Annotated in this window: 17 protein-coding genes and 1 pseudogene; 11 read left to right on the plus strand and 7 right to left on the minus strand. The window is 61.6% G+C overall.

The features are described from left to right. The 3 genes and pseudogenes from FJ548_RS29830 to FJ548_RS12075 all read left to right on the plus strand — a co-directional run. Positions 1-1661, plus strand: a pseudogene (locus FJ548_RS29830) (hypothetical protein); the annotation flags it as partial. 24 nt (positions 1662-1685) lie between these two features. Further along, positions 1686-3434: a type I secretion system permease/ATPase gene (locus FJ548_RS12070; RefSeq protein WP_140698927.1), complete on the plus strand. Its 1749-nt coding sequence runs from the start codon at positions 1686-1688 to the stop codon at positions 3432-3434. Then, on the plus strand, positions 3434-4741 hold the full coding sequence (locus tag FJ548_RS12075) for an HlyD family type I secretion periplasmic adaptor subunit (RefSeq protein WP_140698924.1): 1308 nt from the start codon (positions 3434-3436) through the stop codon (positions 4739-4741). Before FJ548_RS12070 ends, FJ548_RS12075 begins: the two co-directional genes overlap by 1 nt. 70 nt (positions 4742-4811) lie before the next feature. On the opposite strand, the gene FJ548_RS30730 is transcribed toward FJ548_RS12075, so the two are convergent. From FJ548_RS30730 to FJ548_RS12085, 3 genes are all read right to left on the minus strand, one after another. Further along, the gene (locus FJ548_RS30730) at positions 4812-4943 is read right to left on the minus strand and encodes a hypothetical protein (protein WP_281407067.1); all 132 of its coding nucleotides are present in this window, start codon (positions 4941-4943) and stop codon (positions 4812-4814) included. A gap of 82 nt (positions 4944-5025) precedes the next feature. Then, the gene (locus tag FJ548_RS12080) at positions 5026-5349 is read right to left on the minus strand and encodes a hypothetical protein (protein ID WP_140698920.1); all 324 of its coding nucleotides are present in this window, start codon (positions 5347-5349) and stop codon (positions 5026-5028) included. Positions 5350-5410: 61 nt separating this feature from the next. Further along, complete coding sequence (locus tag FJ548_RS12085; protein ID WP_140698917.1) at positions 5411-5836, minus strand: hypothetical protein; 426 nt, start codon at positions 5834-5836, stop codon at positions 5411-5413. A 493-nt stretch (positions 5837-6329) separates the two neighbouring features. Between FJ548_RS12085 and FJ548_RS12090 the strand changes: the two genes are divergently transcribed. The 7 genes from FJ548_RS12090 (at position 6330) to FJ548_RS12120 (ending at position 13934) form a co-directional block, all read left to right on the plus strand. Beyond that, the gene (locus tag FJ548_RS12090; RefSeq protein ID WP_140777970.1) at positions 6330-7556 is read left to right on the plus strand and encodes a septal ring lytic transglycosylase RlpA family protein; all 1227 of its coding nucleotides are present in this window, start codon (positions 6330-6332) and stop codon (positions 7554-7556) included. A 97-nt stretch (positions 7557-7653) separates the two neighbouring features. Then, on the plus strand, positions 7654-8817 hold the full coding sequence (locus FJ548_RS12095) for a D-alanyl-D-alanine carboxypeptidase family protein (RefSeq protein WP_140698911.1): 1164 nt from the start codon (positions 7654-7656) through the stop codon (positions 8815-8817). Between the two features lie 82 nt (positions 8818-8899). Next, positions 8900-9574 carry a dTMP kinase gene (gene tmk, locus FJ548_RS12100; RefSeq protein ID WP_140606882.1) on the plus strand — a complete coding sequence of 225 codons (675 nt, stop codon included), beginning with the start codon at positions 8900-8902 and terminating at the stop codon, positions 9572-9574. After that, positions 9571-10626: a DNA polymerase III subunit delta' gene (locus tag FJ548_RS12105; protein WP_140777971.1), complete on the plus strand. Its 1056-nt coding sequence runs from the start codon at positions 9571-9573 to the stop codon at positions 10624-10626. The genes tmk and FJ548_RS12105 overlap by 4 nt, the downstream gene beginning before the upstream one ends. 139 nt (positions 10627-10765) lie before the next feature. After that, positions 10766-12319 (plus strand): methionine--tRNA ligase, encoded by a 1554-nt coding sequence (gene metG, locus FJ548_RS12110; protein WP_140777972.1) that lies wholly within the window; start codon positions 10766-10768, stop codon positions 12317-12319. After that, positions 12319-13119: a TatD family hydrolase gene (locus FJ548_RS12115; protein ID WP_140777973.1), complete on the plus strand. Its 801-nt coding sequence runs from the start codon at positions 12319-12321 to the stop codon at positions 13117-13119. The genes metG and FJ548_RS12115 overlap by 1 nt, the downstream gene beginning before the upstream one ends. Further along, a complete protein-coding gene (locus FJ548_RS12120; RefSeq protein WP_140777974.1) occupies positions 13116-13934 on the plus strand; it encodes an MBL fold metallo-hydrolase in 819 nt (272 codons plus the stop codon). The genes FJ548_RS12115 and FJ548_RS12120 overlap by 4 nt, the downstream gene beginning before the upstream one ends. Before the next feature lie 13 nt (positions 13935-13947). Here the strand turns inward: FJ548_RS12120 and FJ548_RS30395 are convergent, their stop codons facing one another. Further along, the gene (locus FJ548_RS30395; protein ID WP_246678632.1) at positions 13948-14199 is read right to left on the minus strand and encodes a GNAT family N-acetyltransferase; all 252 of its coding nucleotides are present in this window, start codon (positions 14197-14199) and stop codon (positions 13948-13950) included. After that, entirely contained in the window at positions 14154-14567 is a 414-nt protein-coding gene (locus FJ548_RS30400; RefSeq protein WP_226890623.1) for a hypothetical protein, read from the minus strand. Before FJ548_RS30400 ends, FJ548_RS30395 begins: the two co-directional genes overlap by 46 nt. Positions 14568-14941: 374 nt before the next feature. Here FJ548_RS30400 and FJ548_RS12130 point away from each other — a divergent pair, with 374 nt between their 5' ends. Next, positions 14942-15853: an agmatinase gene (locus FJ548_RS12130; RefSeq protein WP_140606877.1), complete on the plus strand. Its 912-nt coding sequence runs from the start codon at positions 14942-14944 to the stop codon at positions 15851-15853. A 76-nt stretch (positions 15854-15929) separates the two neighbouring features. On the opposite strand, the gene FJ548_RS12135 is transcribed toward FJ548_RS12130, so the two are convergent. Both FJ548_RS12135 and FJ548_RS12140 read right to left on the minus strand, forming a co-directional pair. Continuing rightward, positions 15930-16802: an aldose 1-epimerase family protein gene (locus FJ548_RS12135; RefSeq protein ID WP_140606876.1), complete on the minus strand. Its 873-nt coding sequence runs from the start codon at positions 16800-16802 to the stop codon at positions 15930-15932. Between the two features lie 174 nt (positions 16803-16976). Then, positions 16977-17693 (minus strand): Bax inhibitor-1/YccA family protein, encoded by a 717-nt coding sequence (locus FJ548_RS12140; RefSeq protein ID WP_140606875.1) that lies wholly within the window; start codon positions 17691-17693, stop codon positions 16977-16979. Between the last annotated feature and the right edge of the window lie 40 nt (positions 17694-17733).

Raw genomic sequence — 17733 nt, forward strand, 5'->3', positions numbered from 1 at the left:
TGACGCTGACTTACACCGTTAGGGCGACCGACAATTCCGGCGTGCCTCTGTCCGACGACCAGACCGTGACGATCACCATCACCGGCACCAACGACGACGTTCCGATGACGATCCAGAGAGTTTTGAACATCGCAGGGAGCGCTGGTGTGAATGGCACCAACGGAAGTGCAGGAATCTCGACAACGCAATTTAATAGCACGGCGACGGCAGGGCAAAATGGCACCCCAGGCAGTAACGGCTCGGGGGCGTTGGCAAGCCAGTCCTCACTCCTTCTGGAAGGTGCGGGATCTGGAGACACGCTTCGAATAGAGGCGGACGCATATGGCGGCCTAGGCGGAAGCGGTGGCTTTGGCGGGGGAGGCGGCGCAGGCGCTTGGGTGCACTGGGGGTACAACGGATACTCCTATTATTCGTACGGCGATTCAGGCGCAAATGGCGGATCAGGCGCCTCTGGCGGTACCGGTGGGGCGGCTATAGCCAACATTTTGAATTCCACGATAAACGGCGCAGCGGGAGCCGACTCGATTGATCTACTTGCCTACGCAGATGGTGGCGAGGGTGGGCATGGCGGTGGTGGGGGCGCTGGTGGCTGGTCGTATGGCGGATCTGCGGGAAATGGCGCACATGGAGGGGCCGGCGGAAGCGGCGGTGCCGCAACTGCAGAAATCGCCAACAATCACGTGGACGGAGGAACAGGCGACGACGCAATAATCGTCAAAGCGACTGCTGTTGGCGGAATTGGCAGCTCGGGAGGGGCGGGCGGATTCGGCGGATATAACTACTACGCCGATGTTCCTTCACCTTATCCGGACTCTCCAGGATATGGCGGCTCTGGCGCCTTAGGTGGCAACGGTGGAAGTAGCGGTTTTGCGACGGTTGCCGTTCACGATAATTCGTTGCTCGGCGGAGCGGGAAATGATCAGATCGAGATCGATGTGCATGGATCCGCGTATGTCGGCGCTTCCGGCGGCTCGGGTGGGTATTCATACGGTTCTTTTACATACGCACTTAGTGGCGGATCAGGTTCAGGCGGCTCACTTACCATTCAAATACAGAACAACCTTTTGAGCGGTGGAGATGGCGACGACACACTTAGCCTTGCGCTGAGCGTCACCGGAAACGCGGCGGTCACGATCGATATTCACGGCAACGTCTTCGACGGCGGCGCCGACCATGACACCCTCGATTTTTCTGCGCTCATTGTTGGCTCTGGCGTAAGTCTCGACCTCGCGGCTGGGTCGCTAATTATCGCGGGCGGCGTCAATACGGTGTCGAACATCGAGGAGGTTATCGGTACGCAGTATAATGACTACATGGCCGGAAGCATTGCCTCTGAAACATTCAATGGCGGCGGCGGCGCCGACACCATGATCGGCGGCATCGGCAACGATACGCTAACCGGCGGGATCGGCAGCGACACCTTCATCTTCCGGGCTGGTTTCGGCCTGGACACGATCACAGACTTCGTGGCCGGAGCCGGATCGGGGGATGTCATCCAATTCGCCGACGACGTGTTTGCCGACTTCGCCTCGGTGCTTGCCGCGGCGACCCAGGTCGGGGCCGACACCGTCATTGCCCATGACGGCAGCAATACTCTGACCTTAAAGAACGTCGCCGTGGCGAGCCTTCACCAGGACGATTTCCAGTTTATCGCCGCCTAGTATTTTGGTGGGAGTCAAGTGACGGTGACCACGCAACGCAACTCATCAGAGCCGCCGCGAGCAACGCTTGCAGCGGTTCTGGCGTCCTTCCGACATGCGTTTGTGGGAGTGGCCTTGATGAGTGGCGTCGTCAATGTCCTGGCGCTGACCGGCTCGTTCTTCATGCTGCAGGTCTATGACCGCGTAATACCGGGCCGCAGCGTGCCGACGCTTGTCGGGCTCGCCATTTTTGCGGCAATGCTTTTCATCTTCCAGGGTATCCTCGAGCTGATCCGGTCGCGGCTTCTGGTGCGTATCGGCATGGTGCTCGATGCGCGCATGAGTGGGCGGGTCTATGCCGCCCTCATGCGCCTGCCGTTACGCACCAAGCTTGCGGGCGACGGCTTGCAATCGTTACGTGATCTCGACCAAGTCCGCTTGTTCCTGTCCAGCGCCGGACCGACGGCGCTTTTCGACCTGCCGTGGATGCCGCTCTATCTCGGTATCTGCTTCCTCTTCCATTTCTGGATCGGCATGGCGGCATTGGCTGGCGCCCTTGTTCTTTTCGGGCTGACGTTGCTTGCCGAGGTTCGAACAAGGGAGCCGGCCAAAAAGGCCAACAGCCAAGCCGCTGCGCGCAATACGCTTGCGGAAGCGACGCGCCGCAATGTCGAAGTCCTTCAGGCGATGGGCTTTGGCTCGCGCATCGCTGAACGCTGGTCAAGCGTCAACGCCGAGTATCTTGGCACCAATGCCAAGGCGAGCGATCTGGCCGGAACGCTCGGGACCGTCTCGAAGATTCTACGGATGATGCTTCAGTCGGGCATCTTGGGGATTGGCGCCTATCTCGTTATCCACCAGGAGGCGACAGGCGGCATCATGATCGCCAGCTCGATCATGATGAGCCGGGCGCTGGCGCCGATCGAGCTCGCGATCGCGCATTGGAAGAGCTTCGTCAGTGCTCGGCAGGCATGGGCTCGGCTGAGCCAGTTGTTGGCTCTGCTTCCTGAGGCCTCGTCAAGCGTCTCGCTGCCGGCACCATCATCTGGTCTTGCTGTCGAAGGCATCAGTGTGGCGCCGCCAGGGGAGCATCGCCTGGTTGTCCAGGATGCTGGCTTTGCGCTGGAAAAGGGCGCTGGGCTCGGTATCATCGGGCCGAGTGCTTCGGGAAAATCTTCACTCGTCAGGGCGATCGCCGGCGTCTGGCTGCCGGTGCGTGGAACCGTCAGGCTGGACGGTGCGACGCTCGACCAGTGGTCGCCGGAAGAGCTCGGCAAGCATGTCGGCTATCTGCCGCAGGACGTCCAGCTGTTCGACGGTACCATTGCTGAGAACATAGCGCGCTTCGAGCCGCAGGCGCCCTCGGACAAGGTGCTGGCGGCAGCGCGCGCCGCCGGTGTCCATGATCTGGTCGTCCATCTTCCGGAAGGTTACGAAACCCGGATCGGGGAGGCGGGATCGGCGCTGTCTGCCGGACAGCGGCAGAGAGTGGCACTTGCGCGGGCTCTCTACGGCGATCCGTTCCTTGTCATTCTCGACGAGCCCAATTCCAATCTCGATGCCGAAGGCGAGGCTGCTTTGACGGAGGCAATCCAAGGCGTGCGTGCTCGGGGTGGCATCGCTGTTGTCGTGGCACATCGGCCAAGTGCGTTGGCAAGCCTCGATCAGGTTCTGGTCATGGCGAACGGCCGTGTCCAGGCCTGTGGACCTAAGAATGAGGTTTTGAACAAGGTCACCCGCCAGATTGGTGTCCCCTTGAAGGTTGTGCCTGCGGCCGAGGAGAACGCGTCCTGATGGCCGCCGCGGTTCCGACAGTCGAAAGGACCATTCGCCGCTACCTGATTGGAGGTGTCGCCGCCTGCGTCCTGTTTGTCGGAGGCGGGGGAGGGCTGGCTGCCGTCACCCAGCTATCAGGCGCAGTGATCGCTTCTGGAAGGCTGGTCGTCGATTCCAATGTCAAGAAGGTGCAGCATCCTACTGGCGGTGTGATCAGCCAAATCCTGGTGAAGGAGGGCGGCGCCGTGAAGTCGGGCGAGGTGCTTGTGCGTCTCGACGAAACGATCACTCGAGCCAATCTGGCGATCGTCAGTAAGGGCCTAGATGAGTTCGAAGCGCATCTGGCCCGTCTTGAAGCCGAGCGCGATGGCAGTGAAGCCATAGTATTTCCATCCTCCCTGACATCGCGGGAGGACGATGCAACCGTTGAGCGCGCCATCGCAGGCGAGCAGTCGCTCTTCGAATTTCGAAGGCAGGCCCGCGCTGGCCAAAAGGCGCAGCTGGAAGAGCGTGTCGCACAGCTCTCGGAGGAGGTCTCCGGCCTCAGTGAACAACGATTGGCCAAGAACCATGAAATCCAGCTCATCGGCACAGAGCTCGAAAGCATTCGCAGCCTCTGGCAAAAGAAGCTTGTTTCAATCGACCGCTTGACCGCGCTCGAGCGTGATGCTGTCCGGCTCGAGGGTGAGCATGGGCAACTGACCGCATCGATTGCCCAAGCGAAAGGTCGAATCGCGGAAACCCGGTTGCAGATCATCCAGGTCGATCAGGATTTGCACAGCGAGGTCGCCACCGATCTGCGTGATGTCGAGGCAAAAATCTCAGAATTCGTCGAACGCAAGGTGGCGGCGGAAGACCAGTTGAAACGGATCGATATTCGTAGTCCGCAAGACGGCGTGGTTCACCAGCTTGCCGTTCACACGGTCGGCGGCGTCATTTCACCGGGCGAAGTCATCATGTTTATCGTGCCGGTGGCAGACGAACTGACTGTCGAGGCACGTGTCGCGCCGCAGGACATAGACCAGCTCTCGCTTGGCCAGGTAGCAGCCCTGCGGTTCTCTGCCTTCAACCAGCGGACGACGCCAGAGTTGAATGGCAGGGTGAGCGAGATCTCGGCCGACCTCAGTGTCGACGAGCGAAGCGGCGCCGGCTTCTACACTGTTCGTGTCAGCCTGCCGCGCACCGAGCTTGCAAGACTGAAAGGTCTGACCCTGGCGGCCGGTATGCCGGTGGAAGCTTTCTTTTCGACCGGCGATCGAACGATGCTGTCCTATCTGGTGAAGCCTTTGCGTGATCAAATCAAGCGGGCGTTCAGGGAGGAATGACGAATGATGTGCCGGTTGAGGCCGAAGAAAGTACCCCAGCCAAGGACGGAGGGCGGACGTCTACTCCAAGTCACAGAACCTTGTGGGCGGACAAAAGGTGATTGTGCGCCTTCTCCTGCGTCAGAATGACGGCGCCTTCTTCGCTCAGCCACTCGTTGCCGTCAGTGTGGTCGAAATGCCAGTGGGTGTCGATTAGGATCACGCGGGATCACGCCTGAAGCTGTTGACGGCCTCCAAAATGCGCGACGGGTAGCGGTGCTTTCCTTCGATTTATGGCTGTCACGTTAGGCGACCCGCTCTTCTTCCGCATTGAGCCATTGCCAGTTCACTGTCCGCGCTAACTCAGGATCGCGCCTCCACAGGGCGGCGAATCTCCATACCAGCGCACGTTCAGCCGCAATGCGGGCGTCGATCTCGTCTTGCGGCGCATCGGATGGCCAGTCGGCCCCGCCACAGTCGCCGGCTCCTGTCAGATAAAGCCTCCGGATGGCCGCTTCCGCGCCCTTCGGCTTGCCGCGCCAGAACTCGCTTGCGCGAATGCGATGCTCCACATCGCGTAGCATTCGCATAGTGTCTTCGTCGCGTATTCGCAGGTTGGGTGTGCTCATTTGTGAGACTTTTGACCCTTCGATAATTGGGACGCCACTCGGCCGTGCGCGTTCGAAACTGCTATGAGATGGCCTTAGTGAAGCCGCCGACTGCTCCGCCAACGAACGAACCTATCTTCACGTAGACGGAAGTGGAAAGCTCACCTTTCTTGCCCCCGGTGAGTTTTTCCTCGATACTCCCTCCGAGTTCGCTATCGTCCGGTTTCTGTTGAATGAGTGAAATACCCTTGGACGCGAGTTGGACCCCGTTGAAGGCAGTCGTCAATTCCCCGGTTTGTTGAATGCTCGACGCCCTTATCAAACCTTCGTCGAGCATCCAGACGACCACGTCATTGAATGTCGCCAGCACCTCTTCTTCATCGCCAATTCTGTGCGTCATGATGTCCATCGCATCGCTGGTTTCCAGATCAATCCGCCTCAAACCTCCAGCGACAAGATGCTCTAAAAGGCGCCCCATTGTTTCGTAGTGATACGCAAGCGATGCCATTTTAGTTCCTTCATAATCTCTGGAACGAACAGTGAATGCGTTGCTACCATTTTGCTACCCAATTCGGTAGCACCAACAAAAACCGGGCAGGACACGCCGGAAAACAAACGGCGCAAATGACTGAAACATAAGGACACGGCGGGACAGTAAGGGGAGGGAGAGGACTGCTATGACCGAATTTCAAGACCGGTGCCTTAAACCGCTCGGCCATCCCTCCAGTGACTGTTCATCACAGGCGCCTGCTCTAGTGTGCCTAGCAAAGACCTGTCAACCGGCTTCCGTGCAGCGCGCATGATCCAGACAGGCGATCCCCGGCAAGCAGCGTCACAATCTTGCCCGGTTCCGGCCACAATCGGTTAATACCGTGATAAACAATTCCTGCGCAAAAAGGATCGGGGTTCTAGTCGCCTTTGGTATTGTCGAGTGAGTGCTTTGGCTCCTCTGATGTCAAACGGCGGCATCTTTGATTGAGACTGTAGGGGATTTCAGGAAAATGCAGGCTGCGACGCGCCCGCGTCTTCGTCGCGCTTCCACGATTGCGCTGTTTGCTGTGTCGGCTGCCTTGCTGGCGGCCTGCGCGTCGCCGCAGCCGAAGGCGATGGTCAATCCCAAGCATCGATCCAAGGAATATTTCGCCGAAACCGAATATGGCGTGAAAGCCAGCCCGCGCGTTGCCTTGATGCGGCGTGGCGGCGGCCGCGACCAGCTCGGCAAGCCCTACCAGGTTCGCGGCAAATGGTATTATCCGAAGGAAGAAAAGCGCTACGCCAAGGTCGGTCTTGCTTCCTGGTATGGCGATGCCTTCCACGGCCGGCTGACCGCCAACGGCGAAGTCTACGACATGAGCCACCTGACGGCGGCACATCCGACGATGCCGCTGCCTAGCTATGCCCGCGTCACCAATCTCAAGACCGGCAGCTCGGTCATCGTACGCGTCAATGATCGCGGACCCTACCACGAAGGCCGTATCATCGACGTGTCGCAGCGTGCCGCGGAGATGCTCGATTATGCCAATGTCGGCACCGCCGAGGTGAAGGTCGAATATGTCGGGCGCGCGCCGCTCGACGGCGATGACGACCAGTACCTGATGGCCTCCTACCACCCCGGCAACAGGCGCCCGGACCCATCGGACGGCCTGCCGAGCGGTGTCATGGTCGCCATGAACGGACCGTCGCCGAGCCTGCCGGTGGGTGCTGTCGCCGCGCCGTTCCCGGGCCAGATGACGGATTCCGGCCCGGCCTTCGCTCAGCCGGCTGCCCTGTCGGCGCAGGCGCCAGCTTTCGGCGACGTGGCACTGCCCGATTTCGGTCCGATCGTGCCTGAGCGCCCGGACATTATGCTGCCGCCGCGATCGCCGTTCGCCGTGGCTTCGCTGTCCTATACGGACGAACGCGTGCGGCGTGCAAATGTTTTTGCCGCGTTGGACGACAGCGGCATGTCACCGGTCGACATCTTGCGGTCGTGGAAGAAATCCAATCCGAAGGCGTCAGCGTCCAATTCCGACTATGTCGCCGCCGGCACCTTCGACAATGCCGCTGAAGCCAAGCGCGTGGCCGCCGCACTCGAGCCCTTTGGCCGGATAGAGATCCAGCGTTCCAATCTCGACGGCAATGACTGGTATGCGGTCAATCTCTATCCTGACGGCCACGGCGGCGTGGACGAATTGCTGCAGGCGGCGTGGACGCATGGCGCGCCCGATGCGCTGGCTGTGCGCGACTGATACGCGAGACGGATTCCACTGAACAGTTGATCCGTCCCGGAAAAAGCCGGATAGTTTCGCTGGCTTGCCGGAGGGACCGGCCAATGGGTCGAATTTCATGCAGTTTCGCTTGCTTCAGCCTTTTGCCGGGGTTCTTCTTCTCGGTCTCCTGCTTTCTCTGACCCCGGCCCGCGCACAGCTTTTCGAGACCAAGGCCGCACAGGCCTTCATGATCGATGCCGATACCGGCACGGTGCTGTTCTCGAAAGATGCCGACAAGCCGATCCCGCCGGCCTCGATGGCTAAGCTGATGACCATGGAAGTGGTTTTCAACGCCCTCAAGTCCGGGCGTCTCAAGCTCGACGACACGTTCGTCGTGAGCGAAAACGCCTGGCGCAAGGGCGGCGCGCCGTCGGGAACGTCGACGATGTTTGCCAAGCTCAAATCGGCGATCCGCCTCGAGGACCTGATCCAGGGCGTGACCGTACAGGCTGCCAATGACGGCTGCATCGTCATCGCCGAAGGCATGGCTGGGTCCGAGGACAATTTTGCCGCGCAGATGACCGAACGCGCCCGCCAGATCGGCCTCAAGACATCGACTTTCGTCAATTCGACTGGTCTGCCGGCGGACGGCCAGCAGACGACGGTGCGCGAGCTGGCGCAGCTTGCCCTGCATTTGTGGCGCGATTACCCGGATTATTATCGCTACTATGGGCTGAAGGATTTCACCTGGAACAAGATCACCCAGAAAAACCGTAACCCGCTGTTGGCCATGGACATCGGCGCCGATGGCCTGGTTGTCGGTGCCAGCGAGGCGGCCGGCTTCGGTATCGTCGCTTCGGCCAGCCACAACGGCAGCCGGGTGATCGCGGTGATGAGCGGGCTTGCCAACGACAAGGAACGCGCCGAAGAGGCGCGCAAGCTACTCGACTGGGGCGCGCGGTCCTTCGAGAAGACCGAGATATTCGCCAGGGACGAGGTGATCGGCGAGGCCCAGGTTTTTGGCGGGGCGAAATCCGGCGTGACGCTGAAGGCAAAAGGGCCGATCGACATCTTCCTGCCGATCACCAACCGTGACAAGCTGACGGCCCGGATCGTCTACACCGGCCCGGTCGCCGCTCCGGTGGAGGCAGGGCAGCCGGTGGGCGCGCTGCGCGTCTGGATCGGCGATACGCTGAGCCAGGAGACGCCACTCTTCGCCGCCGAGTCGATCAGTGTCGGCACCTTGCCGCAGCGCGCACTCGATGCCGTCAAGGAACTCGCAATCGGCTGGCTGCGATAGCACCGACGGCATGGACGTTTTCCCGAACGCGGACTATCTAGAGCGCAACAATCCACTCCAACATGGACAAAGGCTCTTTCGATTGGCGCGCGGATTTTTCATCACCTTCGAAGGCGGCGAGGGCGCAGGCAAGTCGACGCAGATCGAGCGGCTGGCGAGAAAGATGCGCGCCAAGAAATACGATGTCCTGCTCACGCGCGAACCGGGCGGCTCGCCAGGCGCCGAAGCGGTCAGGCATGTGCTGCTTTCAGGCGCCGCGGAGCCATTCGGGCCGAAGATGGAAGCGCTGCTCTTCGCCGCCGCGCGTTCCGACCATGTCGAGCAGGTCATCCGACCCGCGGTCGAGCGCGGCACCATCGTGTTGTGCGACCGCTTTCTGGATTCCTCGCGCGTCTACCAGGGGGTTACCGGTGGAATCGATCCGGCGTTCATGGAGACGCTGGAGCAGGTCGCGATCAACGGCATGATGCCGGACATGACGCTGATCTTCGATATCGATCCGGCCGAGGGCCTCAGGCGCGCGACGCTGCGGCGCGGCAGCGACGCGGGCGCCGACCGCTTCGAAAAAGAGACGCTCGCCATCCATCAGGCCCGGCGTGATGCCTTCCTGGCCATCGCCGCGGCCGAGCCGGGACGCTGCATCGTCGTCGACGCGTCGGCCGATCCAAACACGGTGGAGGATGTCGTCACCGCGGCCGTGTTTGCGGCACTCGAGGCGAGGGCACCCGCGCGCAACAGGCAGGCCGCACCGGTATGATCTTCGAACGCATCGCGCCGGAACAGCACGATACGCTGGACGGCGTACCCGAGCCCGCCGAAACGCCCCGTCTTGTCGGACACGGGCAGGCGGCCGGCATGCTCGCCGCCGCCTATCGGTCGGGAAAGCTGCCGCATGCGCTGATCTTCGCCGGACCGGTAGGCATCGGCAAGGCGACGCTGGCCTTCCATCTTGCGCATCATCTGTTGAAATACCCGGCCTTCGATCAGGCCCCGGAAAGGCTTGCCGTGCCCGATCCGGCGTCGCCGCTGTTTCGCCAGATCGCAACCGGCGCACATCCCGGCGTGCTGCACCTGACCCGTCCGCTGAATGATAAGACCAAGAGCTTCAAGACCGTCGTCACCGTGGACGAGATCCGCAAGGTCAGCCGCTTCCTGTCGCTGACCTCGCATGACGGCAGCTACAGGGTGGTGATCGTCGATCCCGCCGACGACATGAATGCCAATGCCGCCAACGCCTTGCTGAAAAACCTCGAGGAGCCGCCGGCAAGAACGCTGTTCATTCTCATCGTCCATGCGCCGGGCAGCCTGCTGCCGACGATCCGCTCGCGCTGCCAGGTGGTACGCCTGACGCCGCTCGATGCCGACGATTTGCTGGCGGTGCTGCAGACCGCCGAGCCACCGCCGCCGGATGATCCGGCAGCACAGGCGGCGCTGGTCGAACGGGCAACGGGCAGCGCCCGCAACGCCATCCTGCTGACCCAGTATGGCGGGCTGGAGATCGCCCAGACGCTCGATGCGCTTGTGGCGGCAGGAAAGAGCGACGTCGGCGCAACCTACCGCCTTGCCGAGGCCGTGGCCGGACGCGATCAGGCGATCCAGTTCGAGATCTTCAATCGCCGTGCCCTCGACCTTCTGTCCGACGTTGCAAGCCGCGCTGCCCTGGACGGAGACCTTGCGCGTGCCAAAGCGCTGTCGGACACTTGGCACGAGGCGCTGGACGCTATATCCGAAACCGACACCTACAATCTCGACAAGAAGCAGCACGCCCTGACCATGATCGACCGCCTGAAGTCTGCGATGCGAATGTGACGGCCTTTTTGATGCATGCCGTTGCCCCAAAAACCGGCGCCACTTTTGGCGGCATGCATTGGTCTCGGGATGGCAATCGCCATTCCGATGCGATATCCACCGCCACGGCTTCCATTCAGACATTCATGACGGTTCATTCATGTCACGCGACACATTCTACATCACGACCGCGATCTCGTACCCGAACGGCAAGCCGCATATCGGCCATGCCTACGAACTAATCGCCACCGACGCGCTTGCGCGTTTCCAGCGGCTTGACGGTAAGCAAGTCTTCTTCCTGACGGGCACCGACGAGCACGGCATCAAGATGCTGCAGACGGCGAAGCGCGAAGGCATTTCCGCGCGCGAACTGGCCGACCGCAATTCGGCCGATTTCAAGCGCATGGCGGCCGCGCTCAACGCCTCCAACGACGATTTCATCCGCACCACGGAAGAACGGCATTACGCGTCTTCGCAGGCGATCTGGAAGGCGATGGACGCCAATGGCGATATCTACAAGGGCGGCTATGCCGGCTGGTACTCGGTGCGCGACGAAGCCTATTACGGCGAGGAGGAGACGGAGGTCCGTCCCGACAACATCCGCTACGGACCGCAGGGAACGCCTGTCGAATGGGTCGAGGAGGAGAGCTATTTCTTCCGCCTCTCGGCCTATCAGGACAAGCTCATTGCCCTCTATGAAAACCAGCCCGACTTCATCGGCCCGGCCGAGCGGCGCAATGAGGTGATGAGCTTCGTCAAATCGGGGCTGAAGGATCTGTCGATCTCGCGCACGACTTTTGATTGGGGCGTGCCGGTGCCTGGCGACGACAAGCACGTGATGTATGTGTGGGTCGACGCGTTGACCAATTACATCACCGGTGTCGGCTATCCCGATGAAAAGGCTGACAATTGGCGCTTCTGGCCGGCCGATGCACATATCATCGGCAAGGATATTGTGCGCTTCCATGCGGTCTATTGGCCAGCCTTCCTGATGTCGGCCGGCATCCCGCTGCCGAAGCGCGTTTTTGGCCACGGCTTCCTGTTCAACCGCGGCGAGAAGATGTCGAAATCGGTCGGCAACGTCATCGACCCGTTCACCATGATCGAGCACTACGGTCTCGACCAGGTGCGCTATTTCTTCCTGCGCGAAGTGCCGTTCGGCCAGGACGGCAGCTACAGCCATGAAGCGATCGTCAACCGCACCAACGCCGATCTCGCCAACGGCCTCGGCAATCTGGCGCAGCGCTCGCTGTCGATGATCGCCAAGAATTGCGGTGGCGTGGTGCCGAAGCGCGGCGACCTGACGGATGCCGACAGCACGATCCTGGATCAGGCGACGGCCGCTCTTGCCACCGCGCGCAAGGCGATGGCCGAACAAGGTATCCATCTGGCGCTGGCGGCGATCTTCGGCGTCGTGGCGGAAGCCGATCGGTATTTCGCCGGGCAGGAGCCATGGGCGCTGAAAAAGACCAATCCGGAGCGCATGGAAACGGTGCTGTGGACGACAGCCGAAGTGGTCCGGCGCGTGGCGATGCTGTGCCAGCCCTACATTCCGGGATCGGCCTCGAAGCTGCTTGACCTGCTGGCTGTGCCGGCGGACAGGCGCGACTTCGTGCACGTCCACGCCGACCATGCGCTTGTTCCGGGTTCCGCTTTGCCCGTGCCGGAAGGTGTGTTTCCGCGTTACGTCGACCAGCCGGACGCGAACGCCTGATGCTCGTCGACAGCCACTGCCATCTGGATTTTCCAGATTTCGCCGAGGAGCGGGCGGCCATTGTCGCCCGCGCCGTGGCGGCCGGCATCGGCCGCATGGTGACGATATCGACCCGTGTGAAGCGATTTCAGCAAATTGTGGAAATCGCGGAGACTTTCGACGAAGTGTATTGCTCGGTCGGCACCCATCCGCACAATGCCGCAGAAGAGCTGGACGTCACTGCCGCCGACCTTGTCCGTTTATCGGCTCACCCCAAGGTGGTGGCGATCGGCGAGGCCGGGCTTGATTATTTCTACGACAAGGCGCCGCGCGATGCGCAAGCGCAGGGCTTTCGCGCCCACATCGCCGCCGCTCGCGAAACCGGACTGCCTCTGGTCATCCATTCGCGCGACGCCGACGAGGACATGGCCGATATTCTCGAGCAGGAAACGGGGAAGGGTGCCTTTCCTTTCATCCTGCACTGTTTCTCGTCGGGTCGCCAGCTGGCCGAGGTGGGCGTTTCGCTTGGCGGCTATGTGTCGTTCTCAGGCATACTGACATTCAAGAATTCTGCCGAATTGCGCGCCATCGCCGCCGATGTGCCGCATGACCGGCTGCTCGTCGAGACCGACGCGCCATACCTGGCGCCAGTACCATTCCGCGGCAAGCGCAACGAGCCGGCCTATGTCGCGCAAACCGCCAAGGTGCTGGCCGAGACGATCGGGGTCGGTGAGGCTGAAATCGCTGCATTGACGACGAACAACTTCTTTCGGCTGTTTGGAAAAATGCCGCGCCCGGACCAGCGGGCGTCCAACGCATGAGCGACAGCCTGCGCGTCACCGTTCTCGGCTGCGGCTCGTCCCCAGGTACGCCGCGCATCACTGGCGACTGGGGCAAATGCGACCCGGAAAATCCAAGGAACCGGCGCACGCGCACGGCAGCGCTGGTCGAGCGGATCGCCGCGAACGGCAATCGCACGACCGTCGTCATCGACACCGGACCGGATTTCCGCCAGCAGATGTTGATGGCCTCTGTCAGGCGCATTGACGCGGCCGTCTATACCCATCCGCACGCGGACCACATTCACGGCATCGACGATCTACGCGGCTTCGTCCTCGATCAGCGCCAGCGGATCGATATCCACGCCGACCAGCCAACGATGCTGCGGCTGCGCCAGGCGTTCGGCTATTGCTTCGAGACGCCAGCCGGCAGTTCCTATCCGCCGATCGTCGAAGCCCATATCATCGACCACGCCAAGCCGGTGGTGATCGAGGGAGAGGGGGGTGCCCTCACCCTCGAGCCTTTGCCACAGGTCCACGGCGATATCATCTCGCTCGGCTTTCGCGTCGGGACGCTGGCCTACTGCCCTGATATCAGCGACTTTCCCGATGCCACCGTCGGAAGGTTGCGCGACCTTGAAGTTCTGATCATCGACGCGTTGCAATACAGGACGCATCCGAGCCACCTGTCGCTTGGCCAGGCGCTTGAATGGATCGAAAAGCTGGCGCCGAAACAGGCTGTGCTGACGCACATGCACGTGCCGCTCGACTACGCCACGGTCAAGGGCGAAGTGCCTGCTAACGTCACCCCGGCCTATGACGGCATGGTGATCGAAATTCCCTATGAATCAGCGTGATACGAACGGTCCCTCATGAGGACGTTCGGCTCCTTGGGCCAAATATCAGCAGCATTCCAATCCGCTCATAGCCCATGCTGGGATAAAGCAGCGCTCCGGCGTGGGTCGCCATCAACACCGAGCATCGCGACCCACGGACCATCAGCGCCTTGCCGATGCCGCGACGCCGTTGTGAAGGCTCGACATACATGTCCGCGCACCAGGTTGCGCCGACAGCGTTCACGCTGCGGACGCGCCCAACGATATCGTCGCCTTCGACCGCCACATACTGGGGAACGGCGCGCCGTCGCCGAGCAGATCGGTCGCGATCGGCCGCCTGCGCATGATCTTTCGCAACTGCGCGGCCCGTTCGGCTGTGCGCACACGTTCGATCAAGACGAGAGCTGGCGGGCTCGGTATCCAGCGCAGGGGCTGAACGAAAAAGCCTTCCGTCCGCAGCAGCCGATAGCCGAGCGCTTTGTAGGCGGTTCGGGCTGGTCCATCCGATTCGTCGTTCGCGATCACGACGGAAACAGCAAAACCCGGCCGCGCATGCTGCCGCACGATCGCATCAGCTTCCTCGGCGGCGACGTCATGGACGACCCATTCCTCGCTGCGATAGTCGCGAGGATTCTTGCGCTCGGCATCGCGCATCAGCCACAATGGTCCGACGCGGCTGGCTTCGTAGGGAAAGGTTCGGCTTCTGCCCGTGCTGTAGCCATGTACGAACACTTCAATCGCCACTTCGATCTCACGCCTTGCTGTCGTCATTCACGCAGCGTAGCGTTGGCCATCAGCTCAAGGCAACACGCATCGATCGATGCCAAACCCATGAAAATCAGCGGCAATTCCCAGCCGTCGGGAAATGTTTAAGTTCCATAATCTATCTTATGCGACTTTCGGACGTGGTTGTGGAAGAGCCGCCGCTGGCGATCTTGCGCGGGCCGGCACCTTGCGCCCTGAACAGCTTGGCGTAGGATTTCGTCCGATCCCAACCATCCTGCACACGTTCGGCTCCAAAGTTCATCATGACCGTATCGACCTCGTTCCTGGGCTTTCCCGATCACCACGCTAGTGGCCAGACGCCCCGGGCGGTTATCTTCGGAGCCGGCCACGGCAGCACCTATCCAGGCAAGGACAGCAGCGGCCATGCCTTGGCCGCCGACGCGATCCGGGCCGCGAGCCAGGACGATGCCGCACTCATCGAGCACTGGGATTTCGATCTCGGCGGGCCGCTGTTCGACAGCAAGGCGATCTGCTGCATCGACGCCGGCGACATCTTGACCATCCTGCACGACAATGCCGGCAACCGGGCCCGTATCGAGGCAAAGACGCGCGAGATCCTGTCCTTGCCGGGCGTGCCCATCCTGCTCGGCGGCGACTGTTCCGTGACCATTCCCTTCCTCGCCAGCTTTGCCGACCATGGACCGATCTGGGTCCTGCAGATCGACGCCCATATCGACTGGCGCGACGAGGTCCATGGCGAACGCTACGGCTATTCCAGCCCGATGCATCGTGCGAGCGAGATGCCGCATGTCGCCGGCATCGTACAGGTCGGCCTGCGCAGCGTCGGCAGCGCACGTATCGCCGACGTCGAAGCGGCACAGCGCTATGGCAGCCGTTTCGTGACCGCACGCCAGATTCACGCCCAGGGCGTCGAAGCCGCCCTTCGGCATATTCCGGAAGGAGCGCGGGTCGTCGTCACCCTCGATTGCGACAGCATCGACCCAGGCATCATGCCGGGCGTGGCGGCGCGCACGCCCGGCGGCCTCACCTACACGCAGGTCATCGATCTGATCGCGGGTCTCGGCAAGCGGGCCAGGATCGCCGGATTCGATCTCGTCGAGTTCTATCCGCCCGCCGACATTGACGGCCTGTCGGCGCTGACCGCCGCGCGCCTTCTCGTCAATGTGATCGGCACCATCGTCCGGCAGGTTTGAAACCTCGCTCGTGCACCGATCTAAAAAGGCTGTCCAAAAAGGAACGATTCATCACCAACCCTATCGGGCGCCCTGCTCACTCGACGATGCGGATCTGATATGTCAGAACGTGTTTGGCGGTAGGCTCGATCAGCATGACGCCAAGCTTGTCGCTGAACTCGCCGTCGAAGTCCACCGGGCTCGCGATACCGTGCCAGGGTTCGATGCACAGGAACGGGGCACCGCCTGGCTTTGACCAGATGCCCAGTTCCTCAAATCCCAACCATGTCATTTCGATCGCCGGACCACGCTCGGCCCCATAGCGCACGCTGGTGCCGGCAGGCTGATCCAGGATGACGGCGTCGTCGTCGAACAGCCGTTCGGAGAGCGTCAGTGTCCTGCCTTTGATCGGTGTTGGCCACGACTTCGGGAGCAGTAGGCCATCCTTGAGCCGGCGGATCGGCGCCGGTTCGGCCTCGGCAAAGGTCAGCCGGTAGGCCTCCTTGGGCAATTCCGGCAACAACGGCCAATTGAATGCCGGGTGTGCGCCGATCGAGGCCGGTAACGGCTCGTCACCAGTATTGGTGATCTCGAAGGTCACACGGAGCTGCTGGGGCTCCAGCGTGTAGGTCACGGCCAACCGAAAGGCGAAGGGGTAGTGCGCACGCGTGTCGGCATCGTCGGTGAGAACCAACGTACAGGATCGAGGTCCCCTCTCCGCCCAGTCGAAAGGCTTGTCGCGCGCGAAGCCGTGCTGCGTCATCGGATAGGTCCTGCCGCGATGGCGCAGTTGGTCGCTCTTCAGCCGGCCGACGATCGGGAACAGCACTGGAGAATGGCGGCGCCAGGCTGGTCCGGCCTGCCACAGGAACTCAAACCCCTGCGCATCCCGTAGCGAAACCAGTTCGGCACCCTGCCCGGTTATAACAGCCGAGATGCCGTCGCCATGAAGCGTTTGGCTGTCTGCCACATGTCCTCGCGCGATGTTGAAGGCTGGTGCGGCGCGCAGACTAGCAAAAGCTCTCGGGGACTCAAAGATGTAGCCGGGTCTTGCCGGAACGAATTGTGACCGGAGGATTTCTCCTCCGGCCACCTCTCCGCATCAAGGACGACAATCCTCGCCCTTGCCCACAGCGGACAGTCGTTACTCGCGCTCGCCAGTGAAATTCAGCAGCAGCTGGAAGATGTTGATGAAGTTCAGATAGAGCGAGAAGGCGCCGAAGACGGCCAGCTTCTGTCGAGATTCGGCATCGAAATTCTCGGCATACTGTTCCTTGATCGTCTGCGTGTCCCAGGCGGTCAGGCCGATGAAGACAGCGATGCCGATCACCGAGATGGCGAACTGCAGCGCGGTCGAGCCGAGGAAGATGTTGACGATGCTGGCGATCACCACGCCGATCAGGCCCATGATCAGGAACGACGAGAACTGCGTCAGATCGCGCCTGGTCGTGTAGCCATAAAGGCTGGTGGCACCGAACATGGTGGCGGCAATGAAGAAGGTGCGCGCGATGCTGGTTCCGGTGAAGACCAGGAACACGGAGGCGAGCGACAGACCCATCACCGCGCAGAACGCCCAGAACATCATCTGGGCGCTGGCAGCCGACATGGTCTGCATCTTGAACGAAAACAGCATGACGAAGGCGAGCGGCGCCAGCATCACCACCCACTTCAGCGGGCTGGAGAAGATCGGCACATAGAGCGCCGGCGTCGACGACACCATGAAGGCGACCAGGCCGGTGACCACGAGGCCGAGACCCATATAGTTGTAGACGCGCAGCATGTGCTGCCGCAGGCCCTCGTCGTACATGGCACCGGTTTGGGTGCCCGTTCCCACGCGGTATCCCAGATTGGGGGTATTCATTGGGTTCTCCTTTGTGAATCGGTCAGTAAAGCGTGGATCG

Source organism: Mesorhizobium sp. B2-4-17, from assembly GCF_006441275.1.
In the GTDB taxonomy this organism is placed as follows: Bacteria; Pseudomonadota; Alphaproteobacteria; order Rhizobiales; family Rhizobiaceae; genus Mesorhizobium.

Bases quoted from the DNA above. Each gene is read 5' to 3' on its own strand.
- FJ548_RS12075 (WP_140698924.1), top strand. From the start codon at position 3,434: ATGGCCGCCGCGGTTCCGACAGTCGAAAGGACCATTCGCCGCTACCTG.
- FJ548_RS12080 (WP_140698920.1), bottom strand. From the start codon at position 5,349: ATGAGCACACCCAACCTGCGAATACGCGACGAAGACACTATGCGAATG.
- FJ548_RS12085 (WP_140698917.1), bottom strand. From the start codon at position 5,836: ATGGCATCGCTTGCGTATCACTACGAAACAATGGGGCGCCTTTTAGAG.
- FJ548_RS12090 (WP_140777970.1), top strand. From the start codon at position 6,330: ATGCAGGCTGCGACGCGCCCGCGTCTTCGTCGCGCTTCCACGATTGCG.
- FJ548_RS12095 (WP_140698911.1), top strand. From the start codon at position 7,654: ATGCAGTTTCGCTTGCTTCAGCCTTTTGCCGGGGTTCTTCTTCTCGGT.
- FJ548_RS12105 (WP_140777971.1), top strand. From the start codon at position 9,571: ATGATCTTCGAACGCATCGCGCCGGAACAGCACGATACGCTGGACGGC.
- metG (WP_140777972.1), top strand. From the start codon at position 10,766: ATGTCACGCGACACATTCTACATCACGACCGCGATCTCGTACCCGAAC.
- FJ548_RS12115 (WP_140777973.1), top strand. From the start codon at position 12,319: ATGCTCGTCGACAGCCACTGCCATCTGGATTTTCCAGATTTCGCCGAG.
- FJ548_RS12120 (WP_140777974.1), top strand. From the start codon at position 13,116: ATGAGCGACAGCCTGCGCGTCACCGTTCTCGGCTGCGGCTCGTCCCCA.
- FJ548_RS30400 (WP_226890623.1), bottom strand. From the start codon at position 14,567: ATGCGCGATGCCGAGCGCAAGAATCCTCGCGACTATCGCAGCGAGGAA.
- FJ548_RS12130 (WP_140606877.1), top strand. From the start codon at position 14,942: ATGACCGTATCGACCTCGTTCCTGGGCTTTCCCGATCACCACGCTAGT.
- FJ548_RS12140 (WP_140606875.1), bottom strand. From the start codon at position 17,693: ATGAATACCCCCAATCTGGGATACCGCGTGGGAACGGGCACCCAAACC.